Origin of the sequence: Leptolyngbya sp. AS-A5 (assembly GCF_039962495.1) — a bacterium.
In the GTDB taxonomy this organism is placed as follows: Bacteria; Cyanobacteriota; Cyanobacteriia; order Leptolyngbyales; family Leptolyngbyaceae; genus Leptolyngbya.
The window spans coordinates 19,806-43,032 of sequence record NZ_JAMPLL010000020.1 but is presented as its reverse complement, the minus strand read 5'-3'; the positions used below and the strand labels follow the sequence as shown (position 1 = coordinate 43,032).

Genomic DNA, 23,227 nt, shown 5'->3' with positions numbered 1-23,227 from the left:
GCCCTGTTAAATGAAAAAACCGATCGCTTTCTGAGCGATCGGTTTTTTCATTTAACCAACAACACGAACTATTCCCGACCTGCTGGAGCGGGTTGCTGTGAGGTTTGCTGTCCTCCCGGTTTCGCGAATGCCGTCCGCTCTAGAAGGTTTAATGCTCTTGCATACTGCGGATCTTGGGTTGTTCCAATCAACTTCGGATTGGTCGCCAAGAACTTCTGCTGGGCATCCGACAGATCTACCTTGATATCTGGGGTGACTCCTTTCTGACTGATATCAGTTCCCTTCGGCGTGTAGTAGTGCGCGATCGTCACGGCAACGCCTGATCCATCGGACAGCGAATGTACCGACTGCACCAGTGCCTTACCGAAGGTCTGACTGCCAACAATCGTTGCGCGTTTGTTATCTTTCAGCGCTCCGGTGAGAATCTCACTCGAACTTGCCGATCGACCATCCACTAACACCACCAAAGGTAGCTTAGATAATTGTCTACCGTTGGCATAGGCAGTATCACCCACACCTTGCCGATTCACGGTTTTGACGATTGCGCCCTTGTCTAGCCACATCCGGCTAATATCGATGCTCGCTTGCAGCAGACCGCCCGGATTGCCGCGCAAATCCAGCACAAACGCATCGACTTTTTGAGCACTCAAGTTCTTAATCGCCCGTTCCATCTGCTCCGCTGCGTGGCTGCTGAACTCTCCTAGACGGATATAGCCGACTTTGTTCTTGCCTTCCTGCTTCACGCTGGCGCGGACTGCTTGCAATTCGATCCGAGCGCGGGTCAGCGGCATATTAAATGCTGATGCACCATCGCGCTGAATTTGCAGCGTTACCTTGGTTCCGACTTCTCCCCGAATCAGATTCGAGGCATCTTCAACCGTCATGCCTTTCGTGGTTTTGCCGTTAATTGCCAGAATACGATCGCCCGTCTTGATCCCCGCTCGAATTGCCGGAGAATTCTCCAGTGGCTCAACCACCGTTAAAACTTTCGTTTTTTCGTTTTGCTCAAGACGAATCCCGACCCCAGAAAGCTCTCCAGAAGTTTGACTGCTCAACGCCTCAAACTGTTTAGGATCCATAAATCGCGTATAGGGATCGTCGAGTTTTTTCAGGGCATCTCGGAGTGCTGTGTATGCCTGCTGACGAGAACTATAGTTCCGGCTCAGGAGCGTTTGCCGGACAGCATTCCAATCGTTTTTATTGAAACTGCCATCTACGTATTCGCGATTGACAATTTGCCACGCTTCATCAAGCACGGATTTAGGACTGTCTTGAAGAGCCGCTTTGACGGAGCGATCGGCGTTAAACACGGTTCCAGCAGCGGTAGCCGCAATGACACCACTACAGAGGGCAACTTGAAGCAGCGAAACACGTCGGGTGGGTCGGTTCATTGAGTGTAGAGGAGAAGTGGACAGTTTGAAATCGAAATCACGCCTGCAATCAGGGTGACACAGATGAAATTAATCTGAAGGGAATAAATAACGTGACGAAGGGTTAGAAGATACTGGAATCCAAAAAACTAGATACAGCGTACACAGTTAAATTCCAGAAAGTGGGACGACTTTAGGACAGTTAATCAGGTGACTCTAGTTTAAGGCTAGACATACTGATTAATATGACCTAACTTCCGTAAGGTGAATGCAATCATTATGACAATCTAACGGAATTTGGGTAAATTGTTCTAGAGTTCCAGGCTGAGTTCTATTAAGCTTTCTTAAAGAGGTTTTTCTACTGTGGTTTTGAGCGCTAAACGGCTTTGGATTGGAATTGCGGGTGTCGCTAGTCACTGCGCGATCGCAGGTGTGGCGATCGCGGGAATCGTCGCGATTCAGATCGATCGGCTGAAACAGCCTTCGATTTCGCTGCTTACGCCGCAGCAAGCGGAACAACAAGAACGATCGCGGCTGAATCTTCTCAGCAAAACGCCGAGTTTTGGCTTTGATAATCTAATTGCGGGCTGGACGTTTTTGAATTTTATCCAGTATTACGGCAATGTTCCCGCACGACAGGCAACTGGATTCTCGCTAAGCCCAGAATATTTTGACATTATCACTCGTCGCGATCCTCGCTTCGTCGAAAGCTATCTATTTCTGTCAGGAACGGTATCCCATCAAATGGGTAAACCAGAATTAGGGCTGAAATTGATGCAGCGAGGCATTCATACGCTTTCACCTCAAATGCACCCAAGAGCATTCACGCTCTGGCGCTGGAGGGGAATGGATCAGATTCTTTTGCTTGGAGATTTACCGGGAGCGGCTCGATCGTTCGACATGACGGCAAAATGGGCGACTGACACCGAGGAATACAAGCAGTTCGCACCCAACTTTCAGGAAACGGCTGACTTTTTAAGAACCAATCCTGAGATTCGCTGGGTTCGGTTCCAAGCTTGGTTGTTAGTGTATCAGGATGCGATTGCTGGCGGCGATCGATTCACCCGCGATCGAGCAAGACGCGAACTCCTGAAACTGGGCGCAATAGAGCAAACAAACAAGAAAGGCGAAACAATTTTTATTCCGTCTAAAGCATTGCAGCAGCCGAAAGCCAAGTAGATCGAAGGTAAAACATACAGCTCAAAGAATGAGCTGATCGATCATTCGCTCGGCTTGAGATGCGTAGCCACCCCCAAACAGATTAAAGTGATTCAAGATGTGATACAGGTTGTAGAGCGTTTTTCGCCGCTTGTACCCTGCATCAATTGGGTAAATCTCTTCGTAGCCCCGATAAAACTCAGCCGGGAAGCCGCCAAACAACTCAGTCATTGCCAGATCAACCTCTCGATCGCCCCAATACGTTGCGGGATCAAAAATTACAGGCTCCCCAGATTGCAGTACGGCGGCATTTCCTGACCACAAATCACCATGCACGATCGACGGTTGTGGATGGTGATGTGCCAGTAGTTTTGGAATTTGCTCTAGGAGACGCGATCCATTGCGGAACCGCCCGCCGTTTTGCGCTGCTAATTTCAATTGATACCCAATTCGGTGCTGGGTAAAAAATTCCATCCAATCTGATGTCCAAGAATTAATCTGGGGGGTTGAACCGATCGTATTATCGCGCTCCCAGCCGAATGCCGTCGATTTGTGATACTGGTGCATTCGCGCCAAGTTTCGTCCCAATTCTGCCCAAGATTGAGCGCTCCCACGACCGAGATCAAGCCATTCTAAAACGATATAAGCTGAACTTCCCGTGCCACCCACACAGATTGGTTTTGGCACTCGGATGGCTTGTGCTTCTGCTATCTGCTGCAATCCGAGCGCTTCTGCCTCAAACATTGCAAGCTGATTGGCTTGATTCAGCTTGACAAAGAACGTAAGCTCACCATTACTCACCTGATAGCCCTGATTGATGCAGCCACCGCTCACCGATCGTCGGTCGCGGCTTTCAAACGCTTGTCCCAGTGCTTGACTAATCTGAGCATCAATTTGCGTCCACATCGCTTATTTTCCTGGCTTCACCACCACACAACCGTAAGCCTGAGTGGGCAAATAGGTTTGTGCTGCGGTTTGCAGATCCGCAGCAGAGAGCGATTGAATGTAAGTCGGATAGTTGAACGCTGGCTCTAAATCGCCGACTAAAGTTTGATAGTAACCGTACAGACCGGAACGATCGCTCGGTGTTTCATTCCCAAACGTGAAATGATTTGCCACCTGAGCCCGGACGCGATCGAGTTCCGATTGTTCTACCCATTCGGTTTGCAGCGCTTCAAGGTGTGACGCGATCGCGGCTTCGACTGCATCAATATTTTCAGCGGGTAGTTGAGCCGAGATGCAGAAAATTCCTTGATGGCGGTAGGTCATATTACTAGCAGACACACTTGATACCAAACCCCGTGTTTCTCGCAAATCTTTGACCAATCGGGCTGTGCGTCCATGTCCGAGAATGCTTGCTAAGCCATCAAGCGCATAAGTCTGCTTGAGATCGACGAGTCCCGGAACGCGCCACAACATCATCAATCTAGCCTGCGTCAAACTGGGATCAAGATGCTCTTGGCGAATGATTTCGGTAAAGGGCTGTTCTACGGTGAATTGTGAGCTTTGCTGCACATCGTTGCGCTTTGGTTTAGACACGCTCTCTTCGACAATGCGAATCAATTGATCCACAGGTAAGTTTCCGACTGCAACGGCAGTCATAGATCGTGGGTGATACCATTCGGCGTGAAAATCGCGCATTTGTTGAGCGCTGAGCGTTTCAATCACTGAAGCAGGACCTAAAACCTGTCGTCGGTACGGCAGCGATGTAAACGCCATCTCGGACATGTATTGATAGGTGCGACGGCGCGGATTATCTTGCGATCGTCGGATTTCTTCTAGCACGACAAACCGTTCCCGCTCAAAGCCATCTTCTGGAATTTGGGCATTAAGCACTACGTCCATTTGCAGTGGTGCGAGCATTGCAAAATCTTGGGGCGCAGTTGTGATGTAGTAGTGCGTGTAATCTTGGCTGGTTGCAGCATTAGTCACAGCTCCACGCTGCTCGATCTGCTGCTCGAATTCACCGCTCCGCAGCCGATCGGTGCCCTTAAACACCATATGTTCCAGAAAGTGAGCCATGCCATTGATCGAATCCGACTCGACGGCTGATCCGACATCTAACCAAACATTCAGATTCACCGCATCAATGGGAATCTGCTCAGCAATAATCGTTAAGCCGTTGGCGAGGCGATGAATGGTCGGGGCGTTGAGTTTGGGCAATCGAATGAGGGTTGAAGTCATAGCGGTTTGTGGCGTTCTTTACCTATCTTAGTGTTTGCCGAGGAGTAATTCACCTTCAAAATTCATCCAATTCTCCTAAAGTCGCGTCTTTCGGCTTATTCGCTTGGTTCTGCAATTCACTACAATGAAGGCAAGATGTTAAAAAATGTTAAGCAATGCAGAGCAACTCTTCCCGAAAAGTCGTCGTTGTGGGTGCGGGAATTGGTGGATTAACGGCAGCAGCGCTGCTTGCTCATCGCGGATATGAGGTTCTCGCCTTAGATCAGGCACTTGTCCCCGGTGGATGCGCTTCAACATTCAAACGACAAGGCTTTACCTTTGATGTCGGCGCGACTCAGGTTGCAGGCTTAGAACCAGGTGGAATTCATCATCGGATTTTTACAGAACTCGCGATCGAGCTTCCTGTCGCAACGGATTGTGATCCCGCCTGCGCGGTCTTTCTTCCGGGTGAAACTGAGCCGATTCGAGTGTGGCGCGATCCAGAGCAATGGAAAACCGAGCGTAATCGCCAGTTTCCCGGAAGTGAACCGTTCTGGCAATTGTTGAAGGACTTATTTCGCTATAGTTGGGCGTTTCAGTCGCGTGATCCGGTGCTGCCGCCGCGAAATATTTGGGACTTGTGGCAATTGACGAAGGCAGTTCGCCCCGATACGCTGCTGACGCTGCCCCATGCGTTTTCAACCGTAGGGGATGCGTTGCGAACGTTTGGATTGACCCACGATCGCCGACTGCACACTTTTCTTGACTTGCAACTGAAACTATATTCGCAAGTCGATGCGGATGAAACAGCGCTCCTGTATGCGGCGACTGCATTAAGTGTGTCTCAAGCACCACAGGGATTATTTCATCTTCAAGGCAGTATGCAGGTTTTGAGCGATCGTCTGGTTGAGGCGCTCAACCGCGATCGCGGCAGACTTTTGATGCGTCACACGGTTGAGCAAATTCACACTGAATCCGGGCGCACGACCGGGGTTACAATCCGCAATCAAAAAACCGGTGAAACTTGGATTGAGCCCGCTGATCATGTGGTCACCAATGTTACCGTGCAGAATTTAGTTGAACTGTTAGGGGAAGCTGCACCTGAAGGATATCGTCGTCGCGTCGATAAATTGCCGCCTGCTTCTGGTGCGTTTGTGATTTATTTGGGAGTCGATCGCGCTGCCATTCCCACAGATTGTCCGCCACATTTGCAGTTTCTCTACGATTATGACGGCGCGATCGGTGAAAACAATTCCCTGTTTGTGTCGGTCAGCCACGAAGGAGACGGACGTGCGCCCAGCGGAAAAGCCACGATCGTCGCCTCATCGTTTACCGATACGGGAGCTTGGAAAAATAGCGGTGATTACGAAGGCATGAAGCAGCGATATGCGGCAGAAGCTATCGAGAAGCTAGGACGCTATTTCACGCTGACTCCGGAGACGATTGTGTATCAAGAAGCAGCAACTCCTCAAACCTTTGAGCGATTTACAGCTCGTATCGAAGGAATGGTCGGTGGTATTGGTCAGCGTATTCCCACATTTGGCCCGTTTGGATTTGCCAATCGAACTCCGGTTCAGAATCTTTGGCTTGTCGGCGATTCAACTCATCCCGGAGAAGGCACCGCAGGCGTGAGTTATTCTGCATTAACCGTGGTGCGTCAGATCGAAGCGTTAACGTCTTAGGTTTTGTTGCCATAGGGGAATCAGCGATTGTGCTTGCTCATGGGCGCTAGTTCCAAGCGGGATTTTTTGGGCGATCGCGATCGCGCCTGCTGGATCAGCGCTGGCTTGCGACATTGCCGTTTGTAAAAGCTGCTGGCTCCATTGATCGATCAGCGATCGCGCCTCTTCACGCATTGGGCTAGACAGCGCCACGCTATCTGCTTTGCGAATCGCATCTGCGATCGCATCGACGGTGCCGCCATTTGCGATCGTTCGAGCTTCTTGTAGCGTTTGCTCAGCTAGGGCATTGCCTTCAATTCGATCTTGCACCAGCGGATCAGGTTGAGTTGCTGCCCGTTCTTGGTCGCGAATCGATTGAAGCTGGCGGGCGTATTGTTGCCGTTTGGTTGCAGCTTCTTGCCCCAGAGCGCGACGCGACGAAATCCGGCTCAGCAGATCGATCGCTTGCTGCAAAGAACTAGCATCGCCACGGTTGGCAATTTGTTCGGCTTGATCGATTAAGGGACGGTCTTCACTGCTCTGAAATTCGGTGGTGATTTGGTCAATGAGTTGCCGTGCTTCTTTGGCTTTGGGATTAGAACTGGGAATTTGAGAAGCAGTTGCGATCGCGGCTTGGAGATCTTCAGGTCGGGTGGATTGTGCCAATTGACGAGCGCGATTCAGTTGGGCGATATCCACCTTTTCAGCCTGCCAGCGAGCAATCAACCTCTGCGCTCTGCTGAATAAGGGACGATCGGAACCAACTTTCTGAGCTTGAGCGATCGCCGCATCGTAATCTTCGGGAGCACCGTTCCAAATTCTGCTGACCGCACTAGCTAACGTTTCAAAATCTTCGACTTCTTTCTGCAAATTTGCGCTCGTCGGGATTTGCCTGATCACATCGAGTGCAGTGGTTAAGTCTTTGCGATCGAGTGCCGCTTCTGCAAAATCCAGCATCTTCTGACTGGTCTCCCCGATCACTTCTTGAGCGACTTGATAAACGTAACTCTGGTTGCCGATACTGGTTAAGAGCTTAATCGCCTCTAGGAAATTCTTGACTCCACCGGATTCGACTAGATTCTTCGCTTTGCCAATTTTGGTAATGTCTTCGCGGGTGGCTGTGATTTTATTGCTGAGTTCTTGGTATTTGGTGGTTTGCCAGAAGATGTTATCGATCGACAACAATCGTCCTGCCTCGGTCAATGCAATCTGCACTCTCTGTTTCCGCAGCGCGTCTTCTGCTTTTCGGTAAAGCGTTTCGGCTGAAGTCCAGATTTGCTCCCAGCGCGTGATTTTGTCTTCAACTTGCTGGTAAGCACTGCCAATTCTCGGAACTTTTCTCGCGGTACTAATCGCTTCGTCGAGTCTTCCGGCTTGAAATGCTTCTTCGCCTAGATTCAAAATTTCTTGTGCCCACAGTTCGATGAAGCGCTTGGCTTCGTTGTAGAGGGGGTGATCGGGCGGCAGGCTTTTGACAAGCTCGATCGCCTCTAATAAATCTTTGGTGGTGCGCTTGTTGGCGGCAATTTCAGCACAGTGTAAACGCAGAGAAGCCGAAGCGAGGGGCCAAAAGATCGATGGACAATTCGGAACAGCAGGAAGTTTGAACAGAAACGCAAGCGACAAGGCGGTGGTGCCTCCAGTCACTACAAACCCTAGGGCAATCATGGCTCTCCAGTCGTTCAGCAGCCATTTTTTGAGCCGATGAAATCGATCGACGATCGCCATTCGATCTAGTTTTCCCTCACCGTGAGGAGGTTCTTTAACCGTTTTAATCGGTTGTTTCTCCGGAGTGCGATTGCTCGATCGACGTGACGGTTTAGGGTTCCGACGATTGGAAATGCCGCGATCTCTGGTCATAGATGGGTGTAAAACTGCAAGAATGCGATCAGGGAATGAAAGCGATCGCGTTAGAAGCCATCCTACCCCCCATTCAGGGAAAAAATAACCTCAAGTGGTTTGAGTTAATCATCTTTTCAAGAAATGATCAAGCAAGCGCAGCGCGTAAAACCTGGATTTGGCTGGTCTGCGTTTGCCTGATCCCGATATGATCAGATCCGCACATTTATATCAGGTCAGGATTCATGGAAGCGCAACTGCAAGGAAAAGTCGCGATCGTCACGGGTGCATCACGCGGAATTGGGCGGGCGACGGCGCTAGCACTCGCAAACGAAGGCGCATCAGTGGTCGTGAATTACGCCAGTTCTAGCGGTGCGGCAGATGAAGTGGTGGCGCTAATTACCGAAAAAGGCGGAAGTGCGATCGCGGTGAAAGCCGATGTGTCGAAAGCCGATCAAGTCGATGCGCTGATTGAAGCCACGATGGAGAAATACGGCAGAATCGATGTGTTGGTGAACAATGCAGGAATTACTCGCGATACGTTGTTGCTGAGAATGAAGCCTGAAGAATGGCAAGCGGTGATTGATTTGAATCTTACTGGGGTCTTCCTCTGCACCAGAGCCGTGAGCAAAATTATGCTGAAACAACGCAGTGGACGGATTGTAAATATCACCTCAGTTGCCGGACAAATGGGCAATCCAGGGCAAGCAAATTACAGTGCCGCGAAAGCGGGCGTGATCGGATTTACCAAAACAGTTGCGAAGGAACTCGCCAGCCGAGGAATTACAGTGAATGCGGTTGCACCCGGATTCATCGAGACCGATATGACGCATGACTTAAAGGCAGATGAAATTCTCAAATTTATCCCGCTCAGCCGTTATGGTAAGCCGGAAGAAGTCGCCGGAATGATTTGCTTCCTTGCAGCCTCTCCTGCGGCTGGCTATATTACGGGACAGGTGATGAATGTCGATGGCGGCATGGTCATGGCGTAATGGAGCAACGAAGATGAAGATTGGCGTGATTGGGGCGGGGGGAATTGGCGGCACGATCGGCACTCTCTGGGCAAAAGCGGGACACGAAGTTTTCTTCAGTTCTCGCAATCCAGAACAGCTATCGAATTTGATTACCGGAGAGAATACGCGGGCGGGAACCGTGGCAGAAGCGGCGGAGTTTGCGGATGTGATTCTGCTGGCGTGTTATTACACGACGATCGACGAAGCGATCGCGGCGGCTGGATCACTCGATGGCAAGATTTTGGTCGATGCCACCAATCCTTATGAGCGCGAGAACGGCAAACTTCATCGAGTGCCGGATGCAAGTTCGGGTCTAGAGCTCGCGGCAAAACTGCCAAATACAAAAGTTGTGAAAGCCTACAACACGCTACCGACTGCAACGTTTGCGAACGAAGCGCATCGGTCTGAACCTTATACGGTGTTTTACTGTGGGAATGATGCAGAGGCGAAAGCGATCGTGGCTCAACTGATTATCGAGAGCGGCTTTATCGGCATGGACACGGGCAATCTCACTCAGGCAATTCATCAAGAGCCGGGAGGCGTGTTGTACAACCGTCCGATGCTCGCGAATGAAGCACAGCAGTTAGTCACGTCTCTGATCTAACGCTGGTTCGAGAGGAGTTCACTTCGATGTTAAATCCGGGATGCCCCTAAATCGAGGCGCTTTCAGGTTGGTCTATTTTGGCTTCACCACCAAAACCGAGCAGGGGGCATCTTCAACAATCTGACTGCTAACCGAGCCAAGGAGAATCCGCTTCATTCCGGTTAAGCCTCGGCTCCCCAACACGATTAAATCTGCATTGTGGATCTTCGCAAGGCGGACAATCTCTTCGGCTGGATCTCCGATGACGATTTCGACAGCGCTCTCGCAGTCTAAGCGCCGTTGATAGGCGTGTAGCTGCTGCTCAATTTGGCTGTAGGGAAAATGTTCGACAGCGGTTGCGGGTCGATCGACGACCACTTCTACTTCGGATTGGTTCGACGGAACGACGTGCGCCAAAACGACTTTCGATCGAGCTTCGAGATGGAGTTCTTGCAGCGTTTTTAGCACTTGGTCGGAGAGTTCTGATTTTGCAATTGGAGGATTTGCTGTTACATCCAACGCAACGAGAACAGTATTCAGCATCGGAGGTTTCCCCAACAGAGCACCACGAGATCACTCTAGCGCAGTCTTTCTCTGGTTTCAGAAACGATCGGATTCCCTTAAGCTTCTTTCCGTCTTTGGATTGCCGCAGCGTGACCGAATTCCTTCTAAAATTTATAGACTGAATAATTTCTGCCGACGGATTCATGGTGAACGACGAACAAATCAGCCTGTTTGATATTCCTGCGACCGAGCCATCGACACCGAGTGGCTTTGATCCGGAGTTGATTCCGACGAGCGCAAAGATTCCAATTCCCACAGGCACGTATCAAACAATGGAGCAGATGAGCGCTCATTGTAATCACTGTCATCGCTGCGATTTGGGAGCCTCACGGACTCATGCGGTGATTGGGCGCGGTAATTTGAACGCACCGATCATGATTGTGGGCGAAGGGCCAGGACAAACTGAGGACGAAACGGGTGTGCCGTTTGTCGGTCGATCAGGGCAACTGCTTGATCGCATTCTCGCCGCTGTGCATCTCACAACCGAGGAGCACGTTTTTATCTGTAACGTGGTGAAGTGCCGTCCGCCGGAAAACCGCACTCCGACGACCGATGAAGCAGAAGCGTGCAAAGGATACTTGTCCGAGCAGATTCGTATGGTGAATCCGAAGATCATTTTGCTGACGGGCGCGACAGCGATGAGGGCACTGGTTGGCATCAAGCAAGGGATTACGAAGGTGCGGGGGCAGTGGATCGAGAAGGACGATCGCTTCTATATGCCGATTTTTCACCCTGCTTATCTGTTGAGAAATCAATCGAAAGAAAAGGGTAGCCCGAAATGGCTAATGTGGCAGGATATTCAAGCGGTGAGAGCGAAGCTTGACGAAATTCAAGCTAAGTAACGCTTTCAGGCAGTCTTACCGTAATATCCCATTGAGTTGAGAGAAACCGCACGTTTTCAGTAAAGACATTCGCCTGATCGGTTTGCTGAATCACGGGAAGAACTGTTCCGGCGAACGCTAAGAAATAGGCTTTGATCCGTTGGGGTTTGCGACGGTAAGCCACTTTCATTTCGTTTTGCAGATCTTCGAGGTAAACTGCCGCAATTTCAGCCCGATCGCTCGGTAGCTTTTCGACGATCGGCTGAAGTAAATCAAGCGCTTTGAGGATTTGCTGCACATCTGCGGTAGCCTCTGCGGGTGAATCGATTACCGGCGTTTTAACGATCGACGCTTTTCCTTTATCGGTAAGATAGGCTCTGACCACCTGAAACTCGCGGGTAGCGTTGTCGTAAACTTTTGCAACTTTGAGGTATCCATCTTCGGACAGTGTATCTAAGTAGTAGCGAATCATCTGCATCGAAGAACCGATTGCAGTTGCAATACTTTCTCCGGTGGTATTTCCGGCATCAATCACCTCTAGGATTCGCTGTTGCTTTTCGTTGAGTAGCATGGAGAGCCTATATCCCTAGCAGGATGTTTACTGTACCAAATTCGAGAGTCGTTTTACTATGTTAGGCTTTTCGCAAATTGTTAAAATTTGTAATACGATAGGGACATTCCTCTCATTTTTTACTAAATATGGAACCCGCATTCGCACTGAATATCTCGATTTGCGCTGCGATCGTTGGAATCACCGGATTCGCGATCTATACCGCGTTTGGTCCACCTTCCGCGAATTTGGAAGATCCGTTTGAAGATCATGAAGACTAACGATTAGAGGGTGTCAGCAGATGCCCTCTTTTTGATTTTGCCTCTTCTTAATTTTGTATGTCCGAATTTCCCAGGGGCGGATGCGATCGGGAACTTGGAGGGGACGTTCGAGTAAGTCAAGCGCTTCAACGATCTCGAAGTCGCCTTTTAGGTTGAGTTGTGCGGATTCGCCGTGGCATTCGTAACAGCGCAGAATGTACTCGTCTGGATTGTCTTCGGATTGCTTCAGGCTAGAGAGAATGAGATTTTCGGATTGGAGGTCGAGGAATGAGTAGACGGGCGGGAGTGTGCCGTTTTCGGAAGGTTGATCGAGTGTGAAGACTTCTAAGGGCTGTAAAAGTTCAGTCGCTTTCCGCGTGGTTTGAGCAGTTTTCCAAGTTCCAGCATGAGGATACAGGGCGTAAGTAAATTCGTGAGAACCTAAATCCGCTTTAGGATCTGGAAATTCTGAGCCACGCAGCAAAGTAAGACGAATTTGGTCAGATTGGCAGTCGAAACCGTGCTTGCAATCACTTAAAAGACTAACGCCGTATTCTCCATCATTCAGATCCACCCATCCAAGTGCGGGAACTTCCCATTTCGCTTTTTCGGCTTCGGTTTCGGGGCGAGTAGTTCGCTCAATCGCGCCGCCTGCCATTTCATAAGTCGCGAAATTAACTTTTAGGTTAAGCGGAAACGCAGCTTTTACTAAAACGTGCCGTTCCTGCCAATTGACTGACGTGTATATGCTCAGAATAGGTGAATCAGGCTCCAAGTAATACCACTGCTGAAAAATAGATTCTCCGATCGCTCGTTTAACTTCAACTCCAGGGATCAAAGATCCCCATTTTCGATATTTAATCTCTAGCAATCTAGAACGATCGAGAGGGTGAGCGGCATAGTTCGGATCAATATTCCAAGCGTCCCAGTACTGCCCACTATCTTGAAAAGCTTGAAGATCATTTCCAAGCCCGTTTAGAATTTCGCGATCGTTCACTTTATCAAAAACGCTAGATAAGCTACCTGTTTCAAAATCAACGATCGCTTTAATAAACTCATTTTCTAAGATGAACTCATCGGAAGATACATTCGTATCAGGCAATAAAGGCTCACCGGGATAGAGCCAAAAGCATCGATAGCCGACAGATGGAATGGTTTCTGCCCAAAATGAGTAACAATAAACGCAAAACTCGCCTGTGTTAATCCAAGATTTCTCTATTTGAACTTGAACATCTTCACCATTTAAATTGCAAATTTTCCAGTTCCGTTCGTCTGAAACAGACTTTATTAAATCTGCCGTAACAATCCCAGATCTTTCCCAACTTGATGGATTAAAAACTACAACAAGTTCTGCTTCTGGATGGGGCGGAACAGGAAGCTTAATTTGCGTCCCAATATTCGATTTGCCGTAAACTTTGTCAAGAATATCTCCAAACTCAAACTGCTTAACGACTGCGGTATTGTAAACTTCGCGAATTGATGAACCTGGCAAAATATCATGGAACTGATTGAATAGAACAACTTTCCAAGCTTCTTCTAAATCTGTCTTTAAGTAGCTTGAGGTTGTCAAACTCGAAGATAAAGAAGCATCCAGTTCGACAAGATGTAGCCGAGCTTCTGCTTCCCGATTAAATCGTTTTTGATCGCCATGTGTTGTATAACAACCGCGATGAAATTCTAAATAAAGCTCATCGTTCCAAGTCTCTTTTGGAGTTTCTAAGTTTTCTAAATATCTCAATGCAGTGGTGAATTCTAACTTTGGAAAAAAGGGCGATCGCTTCCACCGTTCCGCAATTTCCAACATATCGCGAGTCGGGCCTCCACCGTGATCACCCACGCCAAATAGCCAAAGCGCATTCGGCTGTCCGGTTTTTCTTACCCAATCCCAAGCGAATTTTGCCATTTTGATCGGCTCAATTCCTTCACCGATCGGGGATGACATTAAACTTTTAACTTGACTTCCATCCGGTGCTTGCCAGTTAAACCATTCATACGGAAACTGCGTCGTATCATTCCATCGAAGCTTCTGCGTCACAAAATAATCAATTCCTGCAAGCTTGAGAAATTGTGGAGTTTGCCAATTGAAGCCAAAGGTATCGGGAAGCCATGCAACGCGACAGATTTCGCCAAACTTTTCTTGACAGTATCGTTGACCATATAAGAGATGACGTGCGATCGATTCCGCATTAATCAAGTTCATCTCTGGTTCAACCCACATTCCGCCGACAATTTCCCATTTTCCTGCTTTTACTTGCGCTTGAATTTGGGCAAAAATCTCCGGTCGATTCTGTTCAATCCACTCGTATAAAGCGGGTGTGGTGTGACAAAACGTAAGCTCAGGAAAATCTTTTTGCAAATTGAGAACAGAAACAAATGTGCGTTCTGCTGCTCTCCAAGTTTCCTCAACATCCCAAAGCCAAGCCATATCTAAATGAGCATGACCAAGAAGAAAAATTGTATGTTGTTTAATTTGAGAACTGAGCGGTAAAAGCGAGGTTCTTAAGGCTTCTAGAGATTGATGAAAATATTGTTGATCGTCAACCTTCCAATCCAAGTTAATCTCAGGTTGATCTAACTCAAACGCATCAATATAGCCCTGAATTACTTCTAATTCATCTGCGACAAATCCTGGATCAATTTCGTCGTAATTGGATTCGTAGATGAGGCGCGATCGCATGAGCCCCCCAATGTCATGCCCCGGACTCGCTAATCGAATTGCAACCGCAACTTTCTCACCTGGAACGACATTTGAACTCAGAACAACCCGACAAGAATGATCAAATAAATCACCCTCTTGAACTTTCCGACCGTTGACATAAACTTCAGCCAATTCCGCCCACCAAGTTAATGCCAATCTCAGCGTTAACCCCGCTAACGGATACTCATTCAGCGCTTCAGGCAAACCGAATTCTTGGTAAAACCAGCGAACTTTGCGCCCTTTTTCCCACACCAAATAGCGCTTCTCATTTAGTTCAATTTTTGTGAGCGATTGTGTGGAAATATTCTCGACCGCGCAATCTTCGCACACCCCCCAACCCTCAATTGCATCAGCTTGTACTAAATTTCGTAAGCGCTCGATAAAAGAAGCAGTGAGAACGTCAGTCATACCGATATGATGAGGGTGAAACGTGCGATCGTCGTAATATCGTCCCTCAGTCTATGACTTCTCGACGCTATCAAAGCCAATTATTTAACTTCGTTACACGGCAGACCCAGAAACTCGCGGACAAAAGCGCCACACTCCTGCGACACGCTAAAATCACGACAATCTGGACAACTCAAATTCTGCTCTATCCGATTTACGCTGCATTTCAGGGAACCAGGGCGATCGCTCAGCAAATTGGGCAACGGGTGGAAAAAGCGGTGCTGCGATTGCGGATGAGTCGAGAAGAAATCGCCATTGATCCCGATGCCAATTTAAGTGATGCCCCGATTCAAAACGTGCTCACTGCGGTAAAACGAGCGTTAGTTAGCGGCGGAAACTTACCTGCATTAAGAGAGCGTCACCCACTGGTTCTGATTGGGCGATTCTTGGCACGTCGAGACCCTGAGAATTTAGCCGTGTCGAATCCGTATCAAATTCAAGCGATCGCTTCTCTCGTCGATACGCGCAACCTTGTCTTGATTCTTGACGGCAATATCATTCTCGATACGCTCACCCCAGAGCAACAGCGCCAAATCGAACACCGCATTCGATTAGAACTCGCACGTTACTGGCAATGGCGACGCAAGCTTTATCTCAAATCCGCACCGCTCTCGCTTCCCGAAGATCGAGAAACCTTACTGCCCCCGATCCGAGTGTTTCGGCAACTCATGGCATGGGTTCAAGCCAGCCCAGTTGCGATCGCCCTTAACCTATTCCAAGAAGCCGAACTGGTCACACAGCCGAATGAACTCGATTGGTTTGTGCCTTCTGTTCCGCTTTCTGCTTGGAACCCTAGCAGCTTAATTGGGCGATCGCCCAATCCCAAAAACCTCACTGCCTGGTTTGCTCAACTCCCCAACTTCTCAGATCTAGAAGCCCTGATCTGGGCGGCAATCCGTTACTTTTTTGGAGAGCGTACCCAATTTGCTCCGACTCAAGCTGGATTGCCTGGAGCGGTTGAGGCTTCCCCAAGCTTAGGATTTGCCCATCTATTTCGTAAAAACCTTGCAACGCATGATGCACAGGAACCTTTGATTCTCGAAGGAAGAGCGACCGGATTTGAAGAACCGCGATCGTTCTCTTTTAGGCCTTCTCTGCGTCAGCAAGTCCGCGAAGCATTGAGAAAACTTTCAGGCGCGATCGCAATTCAGCGAAAATCAAAAATCATCGTGCGGCAAGAAAGCCTGATCGTTGTGCAACAAGAAACCTCAATCGAACAGATTTACGTTGAAGCGCGATCGCAACTTGTCAGTCCGGAGTCGTCTTCCACTGAAATCACGTCAACTCACGCACACAGTCCTGTAGCAAGAACCGCAGAACCCTCAGAAGTCGTAACGGCATTTGATTGGATCGAGACTCCAGCAACGCATGTGGAATACGTCCTCACACCCTGGCAGAAAGTCCTGAAATGGCTCGATTCCGGCATTTTGTGGATCGAACAGCGGCTAGTCATCTTGTGGCGCTGGCTCACGCGTCGAAACTAAAACGATCGCGCACTCCTGTAAGATAAAGGGACGAACTGCAAACTATCCGCCATTGCCTTTGGAGTCATTCATATGCTCACACTTAAAGTCGTTGTTTACATCACTGTCGCTTTCTTTGTCGGTTTGTTCGTGTTTGGGTTCCTTTCAAACGACCCAGCACGGAACCCCAACCGTCGCGACTTAGAATAATCACTTCTCGCGCTATGAGAGTGCTAGGGCAGATGACTGCCCTTTTTTTATCACAACATTCGGAATCAATTTGTCTAAATCCCCGTCAATCGGCTAGAGTGCCGATATTTCCTGCTGTCTGCTTCAAGCTAAACCCTGATTGATATGCCTTATTCGGTTCCACCTGTACCGCCTGCGATCGTTCAATCTGCTCCAGTCGCCAAGTCCAATCTTGCGGTCAAACCTGCACCCCCAAAAACTCTAGCGATCGAGCCGCAAATCGCTTCACATCGAGCAGACGATCTCGCTGGAACCGAACCGATCTTTGCTTCAGAGCCAGAATGGAGTTTCGCCGTACCTCCAGAAGCCGATACTCCTGCCTCTGTGACCCAAATCTCTCCAACGCCATCCGCCCCACTCCCTACCTCCACTCCTGTTCCCGCTCCTACCCCGACTCCCGCGCCGAGTAATCCTCCAACGAATCCCCCAACGAATCCTCCACTTAATATTCCAACCGGACGACTGACAAGCGAGGGCATTCTAGAACTGAAAGCCGATCGACAAGAATACGACCAGTTACGCCAAGTTTTCACAGCTGAAGGTCGGGTTTCGCTGCGGTTCCGAGGAGCCTTATTGACTGGCGATCGCCTACAGGTGAATCTGGTCAATCGGCTGACCGTTGCAGAAGGAAACGTCACCCTCACACGAGGCGATCAAATCCTGCGAGGGCAGCGGTTTCGCTACAACCTGATTCAAGAAGAAGGAACCGTTGAACAAGCGAGCGGCGAGATCTTCATCCCCACAGCAGGCACTGATCTAAATCCAAACCTGCCAACCAACATCACAGCGGGCGTAGTTCCAGTTGGATCAGTCGGCGATCGTGCATTGGCAACTCAAGATAACGTCTCTCAAGCCGGAGGAATCCGGCTGGTCGTTGGTTCACAACAAAATGCAAGTGGTAGCCCCGCTGCGGCACAAGCAGGCGGCTCAGTGCGACGATTGCGATTTGAAGCGGCTCAGATTGAGTTTTATCCAGAAGGCTTCCAAGCCAATAACATTCGCATCACGAATGATCCATTCTCTCCGCCTGAACTTGAACTTAGAGCCGATCGTGCCGTCTTAAGACGAGTTTCACCCTTGCGTGACGAAATTCGCACGACTCGGAATCGATTGGTGTTTGATCAAGGATTTACGCTACCGTTACCCAGTCGAACGATCGTGCTCGATCGCAATCAGCGAGCGCCCTTATTGTTTGATTTTGGCTATGATGCCCAAGACCGTGGCGGCTTCTTTGTTCAGCGTGAGTTAAACGTCCTGCCGCAATCGCCGATCAATTTCACGATCACGCCGCAGTTCTTTGTGCAGAGAGCACTTGAAGATCGAAGCAACATTGCTAATCTGTTTGGACTAAGAAGCCGTTTGTCGGCTCAAGTCACGCCTCGAACGATCGTTCGAGGTGAGGGCGTTTTCACGAGCTTAGATCTTTCGCGGTTTGAAAACACATTTCGCGGCAGCCTGCGGGCGCAACAATTGATCGGAACGCATACGCTCAGTTTGGAAGCGAGCTATCGCAATCGCTTATTCAATAATTCGCTCGGCTTTCAAGATGTCCAGAGCAGCATTGGGGCGCTCTTTTTCTCGCCTGCGATTCCGCTTGGCAACACCGGAATTAATCTGAGCTATCAAGTGGGATATCAGTACGTCAATGCAGATACCGATCGTCCAGACTTACTTGCCCCCATCCGAGCGAACAATCGCATCAGCCTGGGGCGCTTTCAGGCAAGTGCTGCGATCAATCGCGGCTTCAATCTCTGGCAAGGAACCGCTTTACCTGCTACGCGGGAGCAGGGGCTGAGGTTTTCTCCGACTCCGATTCGCCCATTTGTCGGGGTGGGCGTTGGAATAACGGGAGTTACCACGTCTTACAGCAATGGAGATAGTCAAAATAGCGTGAGTGGTGCGGTCAGCTTAATCGGGCAATTTGGACACTTCTCGCGTGATTTCTTGGACTATACAGCATTCAACATCACCTATTCTCAGGCGATTCGTGCGGGCTTATCGCCGTTTTTGTTCGATCGAATTGCCGACGATCGGATTCTCTATGCGGGAATTACTCAGCAGCTTTATGGGCCGATTCGCATCGGGTTCCAAACGGCTTACAACATTCAAACCGGACGAGAAATTAGTACCGATTACTTTTTAGAGTACAAGCGTCGTACCTATGGGGTTTCGCTGCGCTATAACCCTGTGCAGCAACTTGGATCGATCGGCTTTGAAATTAGCGACTTTAACTGGACTCGCGGCAGTGTAGAACCGTTTGCTGGCAGCGGGGTAATTCCGGTTGACGGCGGCGTGATCCGATCTCCCCAGTAGGAAGTGATGCGATCGGGCTAGTAGAACTCTGTCGCTGATCTCAAGAAGAATCCTTTTAGATTGAAGAAATGAATTTGAATTTTGCCCTAAAATAGCGGGGTATGATATCTGATCCGGCGAAAGGCTCTTCTGGAGATTCCAACGCGTCTCTGTGGTATGAGACGACAATTCATGTTGCGGATTTACTGACTCACTACAGTTTTGATCTGGGTGAAAATAATGCACAGCAGCTAGCCGATAGTTGGCAGTCTAGCTATTCTGCAAATTGGGTACGCTGGGCAGTGATCGAAGCTCTGTATCAAGGGCGATATAAAGCCGTTTCAGTCGAGCAGATTTTGCAGCTTTGGCAACGTCGGCAACAACCGTGCTATCACTTCAACTACGAGTTTGAGCGGTTGGTTTGCAACAACTTCCCCCGCAATTTGTCCCAGGAGCCACGATCGAAACCTGTACGCGATACGATTCTTCCGCCGCCCCTGCCTGTACCGAATCGCTCAGGTTCCCCTGTGCCAAAGGCAGCCACTCCTATCGTTTCGGAATCGCCCCCCTGGGCTGAGCTAGCTGAGCAAATTCAACAAGAAGACGATCCTCCTCAAGCCCTTGAATCGAAGCCTGTGATCACACCGCTAAACGTGAAGCATTTAGAACCTCCAGAGATTTTGCTCGATCGGGTTGCACGACTCCAGGCAGGTGTAGAAGCATTAATCGAGCAAGCAACTTCTAGTTTGAATGCCTCTACAGAAGCGATGACAACGAAGTTGCATCCCGAAGAAAATAAAGCTGTAACTGCATCAGAAAACGTTGAACCCTTTGCAAGTGATGCACCTTTAGAACTTGCTGAAGAAGTTCATCCACCGATTCATCAATTTATGCCCTCTGAATCAGAATTTCACAGCAAATTAAAAGCAGTTGTAGAGCAAGAAACGATCGAATAGCAATTGTTTTCGTTTAACTTGTCGATCGCCCGATTAAACTTGAATCAGTTGAAGACTTTGCAGGATCTATGATTCAACTTCTTAACAAGCCGATCGACCAGCGAATCGTTTTATACGGCACTTGGGAAGACTTCAAACTACTTCAAAAATTTTCTCAGAACTCTCCTGGCGTGCGGGTTGCTTTTTACGATGGGGAAATTGAACTCTTTATGCCCGGTTTGCAGCACGAACAGTTTTCCGAAATCATTGGCTATCTCGTGACTACTTTTTTGCTGAAACGCGGCCTTATCTTTGTTCCTTCAGGCTCCGTCACTCAGGAAAAACCTGGAGAAGTGGCTGCACAAGCGGATAAATCTTACTGCCTGGGTACTGCTAAACCGATTCCAGATTTATCAATTGAAATTGTCTTCACCAGTGGAAGCGTCAATAAACTTGCCCGTTATCGATCGCTCGGTGTTTCTGAGGTTTGGTTCTGGGAGGATGGAAGTTTAAAGCTATATCATTTACGTGATCGCGAATATGACCAAATCGCTCGAAGCGAATTACCAGGGCTAGAAAACCTAGACATTGAGCTTCTAAAACGCTGCATTTTAATAGCTGAAACTAATTTTGCAGGAGCCGTCCAATTGCTGCAATCGGAAAGTTAAGCTTTTCGCTCTGCAATTCGCAATTTTGCCGATCGCGCTCTTACATTTTCTTGAATCTCATCTTCTTGAGCCACGATCGGCTTCTTTGTAATCACCGTCAACAGCTCCGATTCTTTCATTCGATGTTTCACAATCCGATCTTCCAAGCTGTGAAAACTAATAATTGCAAGTCGTCCCCCTGGTTTTAACCAAGTCGGGGCTTTTTGCATCAACGTTTCTAACACCTCAAGCTCTCGATTCACCGCAATTCGCAAGCCTTGAAACACACGAGTTGCAGGATGAATCCGACCATAACGATATTGCTTTGGCACTGATCCCGCGATCGCATCTGCTAATTCTGTTGTGGTCTTAAACGGTCGCTTTTCCACAATTCGTCGGGCAATTCGTCTCGAAAGCCGCTCTTCTCCATAGGTGTAGAAAATATCAGCTAATTTTGACTCTTCCCAATGATTAATCATCTCGGCTGCGGTTAATTCTTGCTGCTGATTCATTCGCATATCTAGCACCGCTTCATGCCGAAAACTAAACCCACGATCGGCAATATCAAACTGAGCCGAACTGACACCTAAATCTGCTAGTATTCCATCGAACTTTGTTTCACCCGGATCAAAGTCAGCAAAATTTGTATGGTGAAAGGTGACGCGATCGCCTAATTTCTCCCGTGCCGCATCGAGCGCAAACGCATCTTGATCGATCGCTGTTAGCTTCACATCCGCAGCCGCACTCAGAATCAGCGCACTATGACCCCCACCGCCCACGGTTGCATCTAAATATTCTCCGCGATCGCGAATCGCCAATCCTGCAATCACTTCGCGACTTAGCACAGGAATATGAATAAACTCAGAATTCATTGCATTAAACAGCTTAAAAATGACCTTCTTTAGTTTTGTCCCCAGCTCTAAAATTTTTTCGTCTTCAAAGTCCCTCACTCGTGGGGGATTTAGGGGACATCCATTCGACTCAAACGGGGTGCGATCGATCTAACTCTTCTCTCACAACGCTATTGATTCCATTCTATTCGTCTCTAAGCGTAAATTGAATCCTGAGCGAATTGATTCAAACCTACGCAGATAGACACGATTCTCTATAATTAAAGAAGTGCAACAAGCGCCCATAAAGCCTTATTCCACAAAGCTTGCCCGCAAATCGTGAATCGAGAGGCAGAACACCGATGGCAATGATCGAAACCAAGACAGAACCCATGGTACTCAACATGGGGCCGCACCATCCCTCGATGCACGGGGTAATGCGGCTAATCGTCACGCTCGACGGCGAGAACGTGGTCGATTGTGAACCTGTAATTGGGTATCTCCACCGAGGCATGGAGAAAATCGCCGAAAATCGCACCAACATTATGTTCGTCCCCTACGTGAGCCGCTGGGACTATGCAGCTGGGATGTTCAATGAAGCAATCACGGTGAATGCCCCGGAAAAACTTGCCGGAATCGCCGTTCCCAAACGTGCCAGCTACATCCGCGTGATCATGCTGGAACTCAACCGTATCGCCAATCACCTCCTGTGGCTTGGCCCGTTCATGGCGGATGTCGGCGCACAAACTCCTTTCTTCTACATCTTCCGCGAACGCGAACTGATCTATGACCTGTGGGAAGCCGTCGCAGGCTACCGCATGATCAACCACAACTACTTCCGAATTGGTGGCGTTGCGGCTGATCTACCCTACGGCTGGATTGATAAATGCTTAGATTTCTGTGACTACTTCCTGCCGAAAGTCGATGAATATGAACGGTTAATCACAGAGAATCCGATTTTCCGCCGTCGTGTTGATGGGGTAGGTGTCATCACTCGCGAAGATGCAATCAACTGGAGCTTATCTGGCCCGATGCTGCGTGCTTCTGGCGTGAAGTGGGACTTGAGAAAAGTTGATCACTACGAATGTTATGACGATTTTGATTGGGATGTGCAATGGGAAACGGCTGGCGACTGCTACGCTCGCTACATCGTGCGAATTCGCGAAATGCGTGAATCGATCAAGATCATCAGGCAGGCAATCAAGGGACTTCCCGGGGGCCCGTTCGAGAATCTTGAAGCAAAACGGATGATGGAAGGACCAAAATCTGAGTGGAACGGGTTTGATTATCAGTTTATCGGTAAGAAGATTGCGCCGACCTTCAAAATTCCGAAAGGTGAACACTATGTTCGTCTAGAAAGCGGTAAAGGCGAATTGGGTGTTTACATTATGGGTGAGGATCACGTCTTCCCCTGGCGCTTTAAGGTTCGGGCAGCAGACTTTAACAACGTCCAGATCCTTCCCTATCTTGTCAAGGGCATGAAAGTCGCGGATATCGTGACCATTCTCGGTAGCATTGACATCATCATGGGATCGGTTGATCGCTAAACTGAATCCCGCCATCCATCATTTTTGGGCAGGTGTAACAGACCTGCCCATTTTGTTGCGCGGTGTAAACGGTTCGATATATCACAATACAATGACACGCGATCGCACCGTTTTAGGCTAGGATGGATCGTAGTCAA

The 23,227-nt window shown here is 49.0% G+C and carries 20 protein-coding genes; 12 read left to right on the top strand and 8 right to left on the bottom strand.

Annotated elements, in window-relative coordinates:
• Positions 1–68: 68 nt before the first annotated feature.
• Positions 69–1,391, bottom strand: a complete 1,323-nt coding sequence (gene ctpB / locus NC980_RS19080) for a carboxyl-terminal processing protease CtpB (protein ID WP_190377355.1) — start codon at positions 1,389–1,391, stop codon at positions 69–71.
• 342 nt (positions 1,392–1,733) lie between these two features.
• On the opposite strand from ctpB, the gene NC980_RS19075 reads away from it, so the two are divergent.
• Positions 1,734–2,549 carry a hypothetical protein gene (locus tag NC980_RS19075; RefSeq protein ID WP_190377354.1) on the top strand — a complete coding sequence of 272 codons (816 nt, stop codon included), beginning with the start codon at positions 1,734–1,736 and terminating at the stop codon, positions 2,547–2,549.
• 21 nt (positions 2,550–2,570) lie between these two features.
• On the opposite strand, the gene NC980_RS19070 is transcribed toward NC980_RS19075, so the two are convergent.
• Positions 2,571–3,434 (bottom strand): fructosamine kinase family protein, encoded by an 864-nt coding sequence (locus NC980_RS19070; RefSeq protein ID WP_190377353.1) that lies wholly within the window; start codon positions 3,432–3,434, stop codon positions 2,571–2,573.
• Between the two features lie 3 nt (positions 3,435–3,437).
• Complete coding sequence (locus NC980_RS19065; protein ID WP_190377352.1) at positions 3,438–4,712, bottom strand: pitrilysin family protein; 1,275 nt, start codon at positions 4,710–4,712, stop codon at positions 3,438–3,440.
• Between the two features lie 155 nt (positions 4,713–4,867).
• Between NC980_RS19065 and crtD the strand changes: the two genes are divergently transcribed.
• Positions 4,868–6,373 carry a C-3',4' desaturase CrtD gene (gene crtD / locus NC980_RS19060; protein WP_190377351.1) on the top strand — a complete coding sequence of 502 codons (1,506 nt, stop codon included), beginning with the start codon at positions 4,868–4,870 and terminating at the stop codon, positions 6,371–6,373.
• Here the strand turns inward: crtD and NC980_RS19055 are convergent.
• On the bottom strand, positions 6,362–8,212 hold the full coding sequence (locus NC980_RS19055) for a chromosome segregation ATPase (RefSeq protein ID WP_190377350.1): 1,851 nt from the start codon (positions 8,210–8,212) through the stop codon (positions 6,362–6,364). The genes crtD and NC980_RS19055 overlap by 12 nt on opposite strands.
• A gap of 224 nt (positions 8,213–8,436) precedes the next feature.
• Here NC980_RS19055 and fabG point away from each other — a divergent pair, with 224 nt between their 5' ends.
• Together fabG and NC980_RS19045 are read left to right on the top strand one after the other, a co-directional pair.
• Positions 8,437–9,183, top strand: coding sequence for a 3-oxoacyl-[acyl-carrier-protein] reductase (gene fabG, locus NC980_RS19050; RefSeq protein ID WP_190377348.1), 747 nt, complete (start codon positions 8,437–8,439; stop codon positions 9,181–9,183).
• On the top strand, positions 9,161–9,808 hold the full coding sequence (locus tag NC980_RS19045) for an NAD(P)-binding domain-containing protein (RefSeq protein WP_242027016.1): 648 nt from the start codon (positions 9,161–9,163) through the stop codon (positions 9,806–9,808). Before fabG ends, NC980_RS19045 begins: the two co-directional genes overlap by 23 nt.
• A gap of 72 nt (positions 9,809–9,880) precedes the next feature.
• Here NC980_RS19045 and NC980_RS19040 read toward each other — a convergent pair whose 3' ends face one another.
• Entirely contained in the window at positions 9,881–10,330 is a 450-nt protein-coding gene (locus tag NC980_RS19040; protein WP_190377347.1) for a universal stress protein, read from the bottom strand.
• 164 nt (positions 10,331–10,494) lie between these two features.
• Here NC980_RS19040 and NC980_RS19035 point away from each other — a divergent pair, with 164 nt between their 5' ends.
• Positions 10,495–11,193 (top strand): uracil-DNA glycosylase, encoded by a 699-nt coding sequence (locus NC980_RS19035; protein WP_190377346.1) that lies wholly within the window; start codon positions 10,495–10,497, stop codon positions 11,191–11,193.
• Here NC980_RS19035 and NC980_RS19030 read toward each other — a convergent pair.
• Complete coding sequence (locus tag NC980_RS19030) at positions 11,186–11,743, bottom strand: hypothetical protein (protein WP_190377345.1); 558 nt, start codon at positions 11,741–11,743, stop codon at positions 11,186–11,188. The genes NC980_RS19035 and NC980_RS19030 overlap by 8 nt on opposite strands.
• Before the next feature lie 128 nt (positions 11,744–11,871).
• Between NC980_RS19030 and psbN the strand changes: the two genes are divergently transcribed.
• Entirely contained in the window at positions 11,872–12,003 is a 132-nt protein-coding gene (psbN, locus tag NC980_RS19025; RefSeq protein ID WP_190377344.1) for a photosystem II reaction center protein PsbN, read from the top strand.
• Between the two features lie 13 nt (positions 12,004–12,016).
• Here psbN and NC980_RS19020 read toward each other — a convergent pair whose 3' ends face one another.
• Positions 12,017–15,088, bottom strand: coding sequence for an alpha-mannosidase (locus NC980_RS19020; RefSeq protein ID WP_190377343.1), 3,072 nt, complete (start codon positions 15,086–15,088; stop codon positions 12,017–12,019).
• A 53-nt stretch (positions 15,089–15,141) separates the two neighbouring features.
• Here NC980_RS19020 and NC980_RS19015 point away from each other — a divergent pair, with 53 nt between their 5' ends.
• The 5 genes from NC980_RS19015 (at position 15,142) to NC980_RS18995 (ending at position 20,734) form a co-directional block, all read left to right on the top strand.
• Complete coding sequence (locus NC980_RS19015; RefSeq protein WP_190377342.1) at positions 15,142–16,611, top strand: hypothetical protein; 1,470 nt, start codon at positions 15,142–15,144, stop codon at positions 16,609–16,611.
• A gap of 72 nt (positions 16,612–16,683) precedes the next feature.
• A complete protein-coding gene (locus NC980_RS19010; protein ID WP_190377341.1) occupies positions 16,684–16,800 on the top strand; it encodes a photosystem II reaction center protein I in 117 nt (38 codons plus the stop codon).
• A 144-nt stretch (positions 16,801–16,944) separates the two neighbouring features.
• Positions 16,945–19,152, top strand: a complete 2,208-nt coding sequence (locus tag NC980_RS19005; RefSeq protein ID WP_190377340.1) for a DUF3769 domain-containing protein — start codon at positions 16,945–16,947, stop codon at positions 19,150–19,152.
• A gap of 101 nt (positions 19,153–19,253) precedes the next feature.
• On the top strand, positions 19,254–20,087 hold the full coding sequence (locus NC980_RS19000) for a hypothetical protein (RefSeq protein WP_190377339.1): 834 nt from the start codon (positions 19,254–19,256) through the stop codon (positions 20,085–20,087).
• Positions 20,088–20,155: 68 nt separating this feature from the next.
• On the top strand, positions 20,156–20,734 hold the full coding sequence (locus NC980_RS18995) for a Uma2 family endonuclease (RefSeq protein WP_190377338.1): 579 nt from the start codon (positions 20,156–20,158) through the stop codon (positions 20,732–20,734).
• Here NC980_RS18995 and rsmH read toward each other — a convergent pair.
• Positions 20,731–21,585 carry a 16S rRNA (cytosine(1402)-N(4))-methyltransferase RsmH gene (gene rsmH, locus NC980_RS18990; protein ID WP_190377337.1) on the bottom strand — a complete coding sequence of 285 codons (855 nt, stop codon included), beginning with the start codon at positions 21,583–21,585 and terminating at the stop codon, positions 20,731–20,733. The two genes, NC980_RS18995 and rsmH, sit on opposite strands and share 4 nt — an antisense overlap.
• Before the next feature lie 320 nt (positions 21,586–21,905).
• Between rsmH and NC980_RS18985 the strand changes: the two genes are divergently transcribed.
• The gene (locus tag NC980_RS18985; protein ID WP_190377389.1) at positions 21,906–23,090 is read left to right on the top strand and encodes an NAD(P)H-quinone oxidoreductase subunit H; all 1,185 of its coding nucleotides are present in this window, start codon (positions 21,906–21,908) and stop codon (positions 23,088–23,090) included.
• The last annotated feature ends 137 nt before the right edge of the window (positions 23,091–23,227 follow it).

Excerpts from the sequence above, each read along its gene's own strand:
- ctpB (WP_190377355.1), bottom strand. The coding sequence starts at position 1,391 with ATGAACCGACCCACCCGACGTGTTTCGCTGCTTCAAGTTGCCCTCTGT.
- NC980_RS19070 (WP_190377353.1), bottom strand. The coding sequence starts at position 3,434 with ATGTGGACGCAAATTGATGCTCAGATTAGTCAAGCACTGGGACAAGCG.
- NC980_RS19065 (WP_190377352.1), bottom strand. The coding sequence starts at position 4,712 with ATGACTTCAACCCTCATTCGATTGCCCAAACTCAACGCCCCGACCATT.
- crtD (WP_190377351.1), top strand. The coding sequence starts at position 4,868 with ATGCAGAGCAACTCTTCCCGAAAAGTCGTCGTTGTGGGTGCGGGAATT.
- NC980_RS19055 (WP_190377350.1), bottom strand. The coding sequence starts at position 8,212 with ATGACCAGAGATCGCGGCATTTCCAATCGTCGGAACCCTAAACCGTCA.
- fabG (WP_190377348.1), top strand. The coding sequence starts at position 8,437 with ATGGAAGCGCAACTGCAAGGAAAAGTCGCGATCGTCACGGGTGCATCA.
- NC980_RS19045 (WP_242027016.1), top strand. The coding sequence starts at position 9,161 with ATGGCGGCATGGTCATGGCGTAATGGAGCAACGAAGATGAAGATTGGC.
- NC980_RS19040 (WP_190377347.1), bottom strand. The coding sequence starts at position 10,330 with ATGCTGAATACTGTTCTCGTTGCGTTGGATGTAACAGCAAATCCTCCA.
- NC980_RS19035 (WP_190377346.1), top strand. The coding sequence starts at position 10,495 with ATGGTGAACGACGAACAAATCAGCCTGTTTGATATTCCTGCGACCGAG.
- NC980_RS19030 (WP_190377345.1), bottom strand. The coding sequence starts at position 11,743 with ATGCTACTCAACGAAAAGCAACAGCGAATCCTAGAGGTGATTGATGCC.
- psbN (WP_190377344.1), top strand. The coding sequence starts at position 11,872 with ATGGAACCCGCATTCGCACTGAATATCTCGATTTGCGCTGCGATCGTT.
- NC980_RS19020 (WP_190377343.1), bottom strand. The coding sequence starts at position 15,088 with ATGACTGACGTTCTCACTGCTTCTTTTATCGAGCGCTTACGAAATTTA.
- NC980_RS19015 (WP_190377342.1), top strand. The coding sequence starts at position 15,142 with ATGACTTCTCGACGCTATCAAAGCCAATTATTTAACTTCGTTACACGG.
- NC980_RS19010 (WP_190377341.1), top strand. The coding sequence starts at position 16,684 with ATGCTCACACTTAAAGTCGTTGTTTACATCACTGTCGCTTTCTTTGTC.
- NC980_RS19005 (WP_190377340.1), top strand. The coding sequence starts at position 16,945 with ATGCCTTATTCGGTTCCACCTGTACCGCCTGCGATCGTTCAATCTGCT.
- NC980_RS19000 (WP_190377339.1), top strand. The coding sequence starts at position 19,254 with ATGATATCTGATCCGGCGAAAGGCTCTTCTGGAGATTCCAACGCGTCT.
- NC980_RS18995 (WP_190377338.1), top strand. The coding sequence starts at position 20,156 with ATGATTCAACTTCTTAACAAGCCGATCGACCAGCGAATCGTTTTATAC.
- rsmH (WP_190377337.1), bottom strand. The coding sequence starts at position 21,585 with ATGAATTCTGAGTTTATTCATATTCCTGTGCTAAGTCGCGAAGTGATT.
- NC980_RS18985 (WP_190377389.1), top strand. The coding sequence starts at position 21,906 with ATGGCAATGATCGAAACCAAGACAGAACCCATGGTACTCAACATGGGG.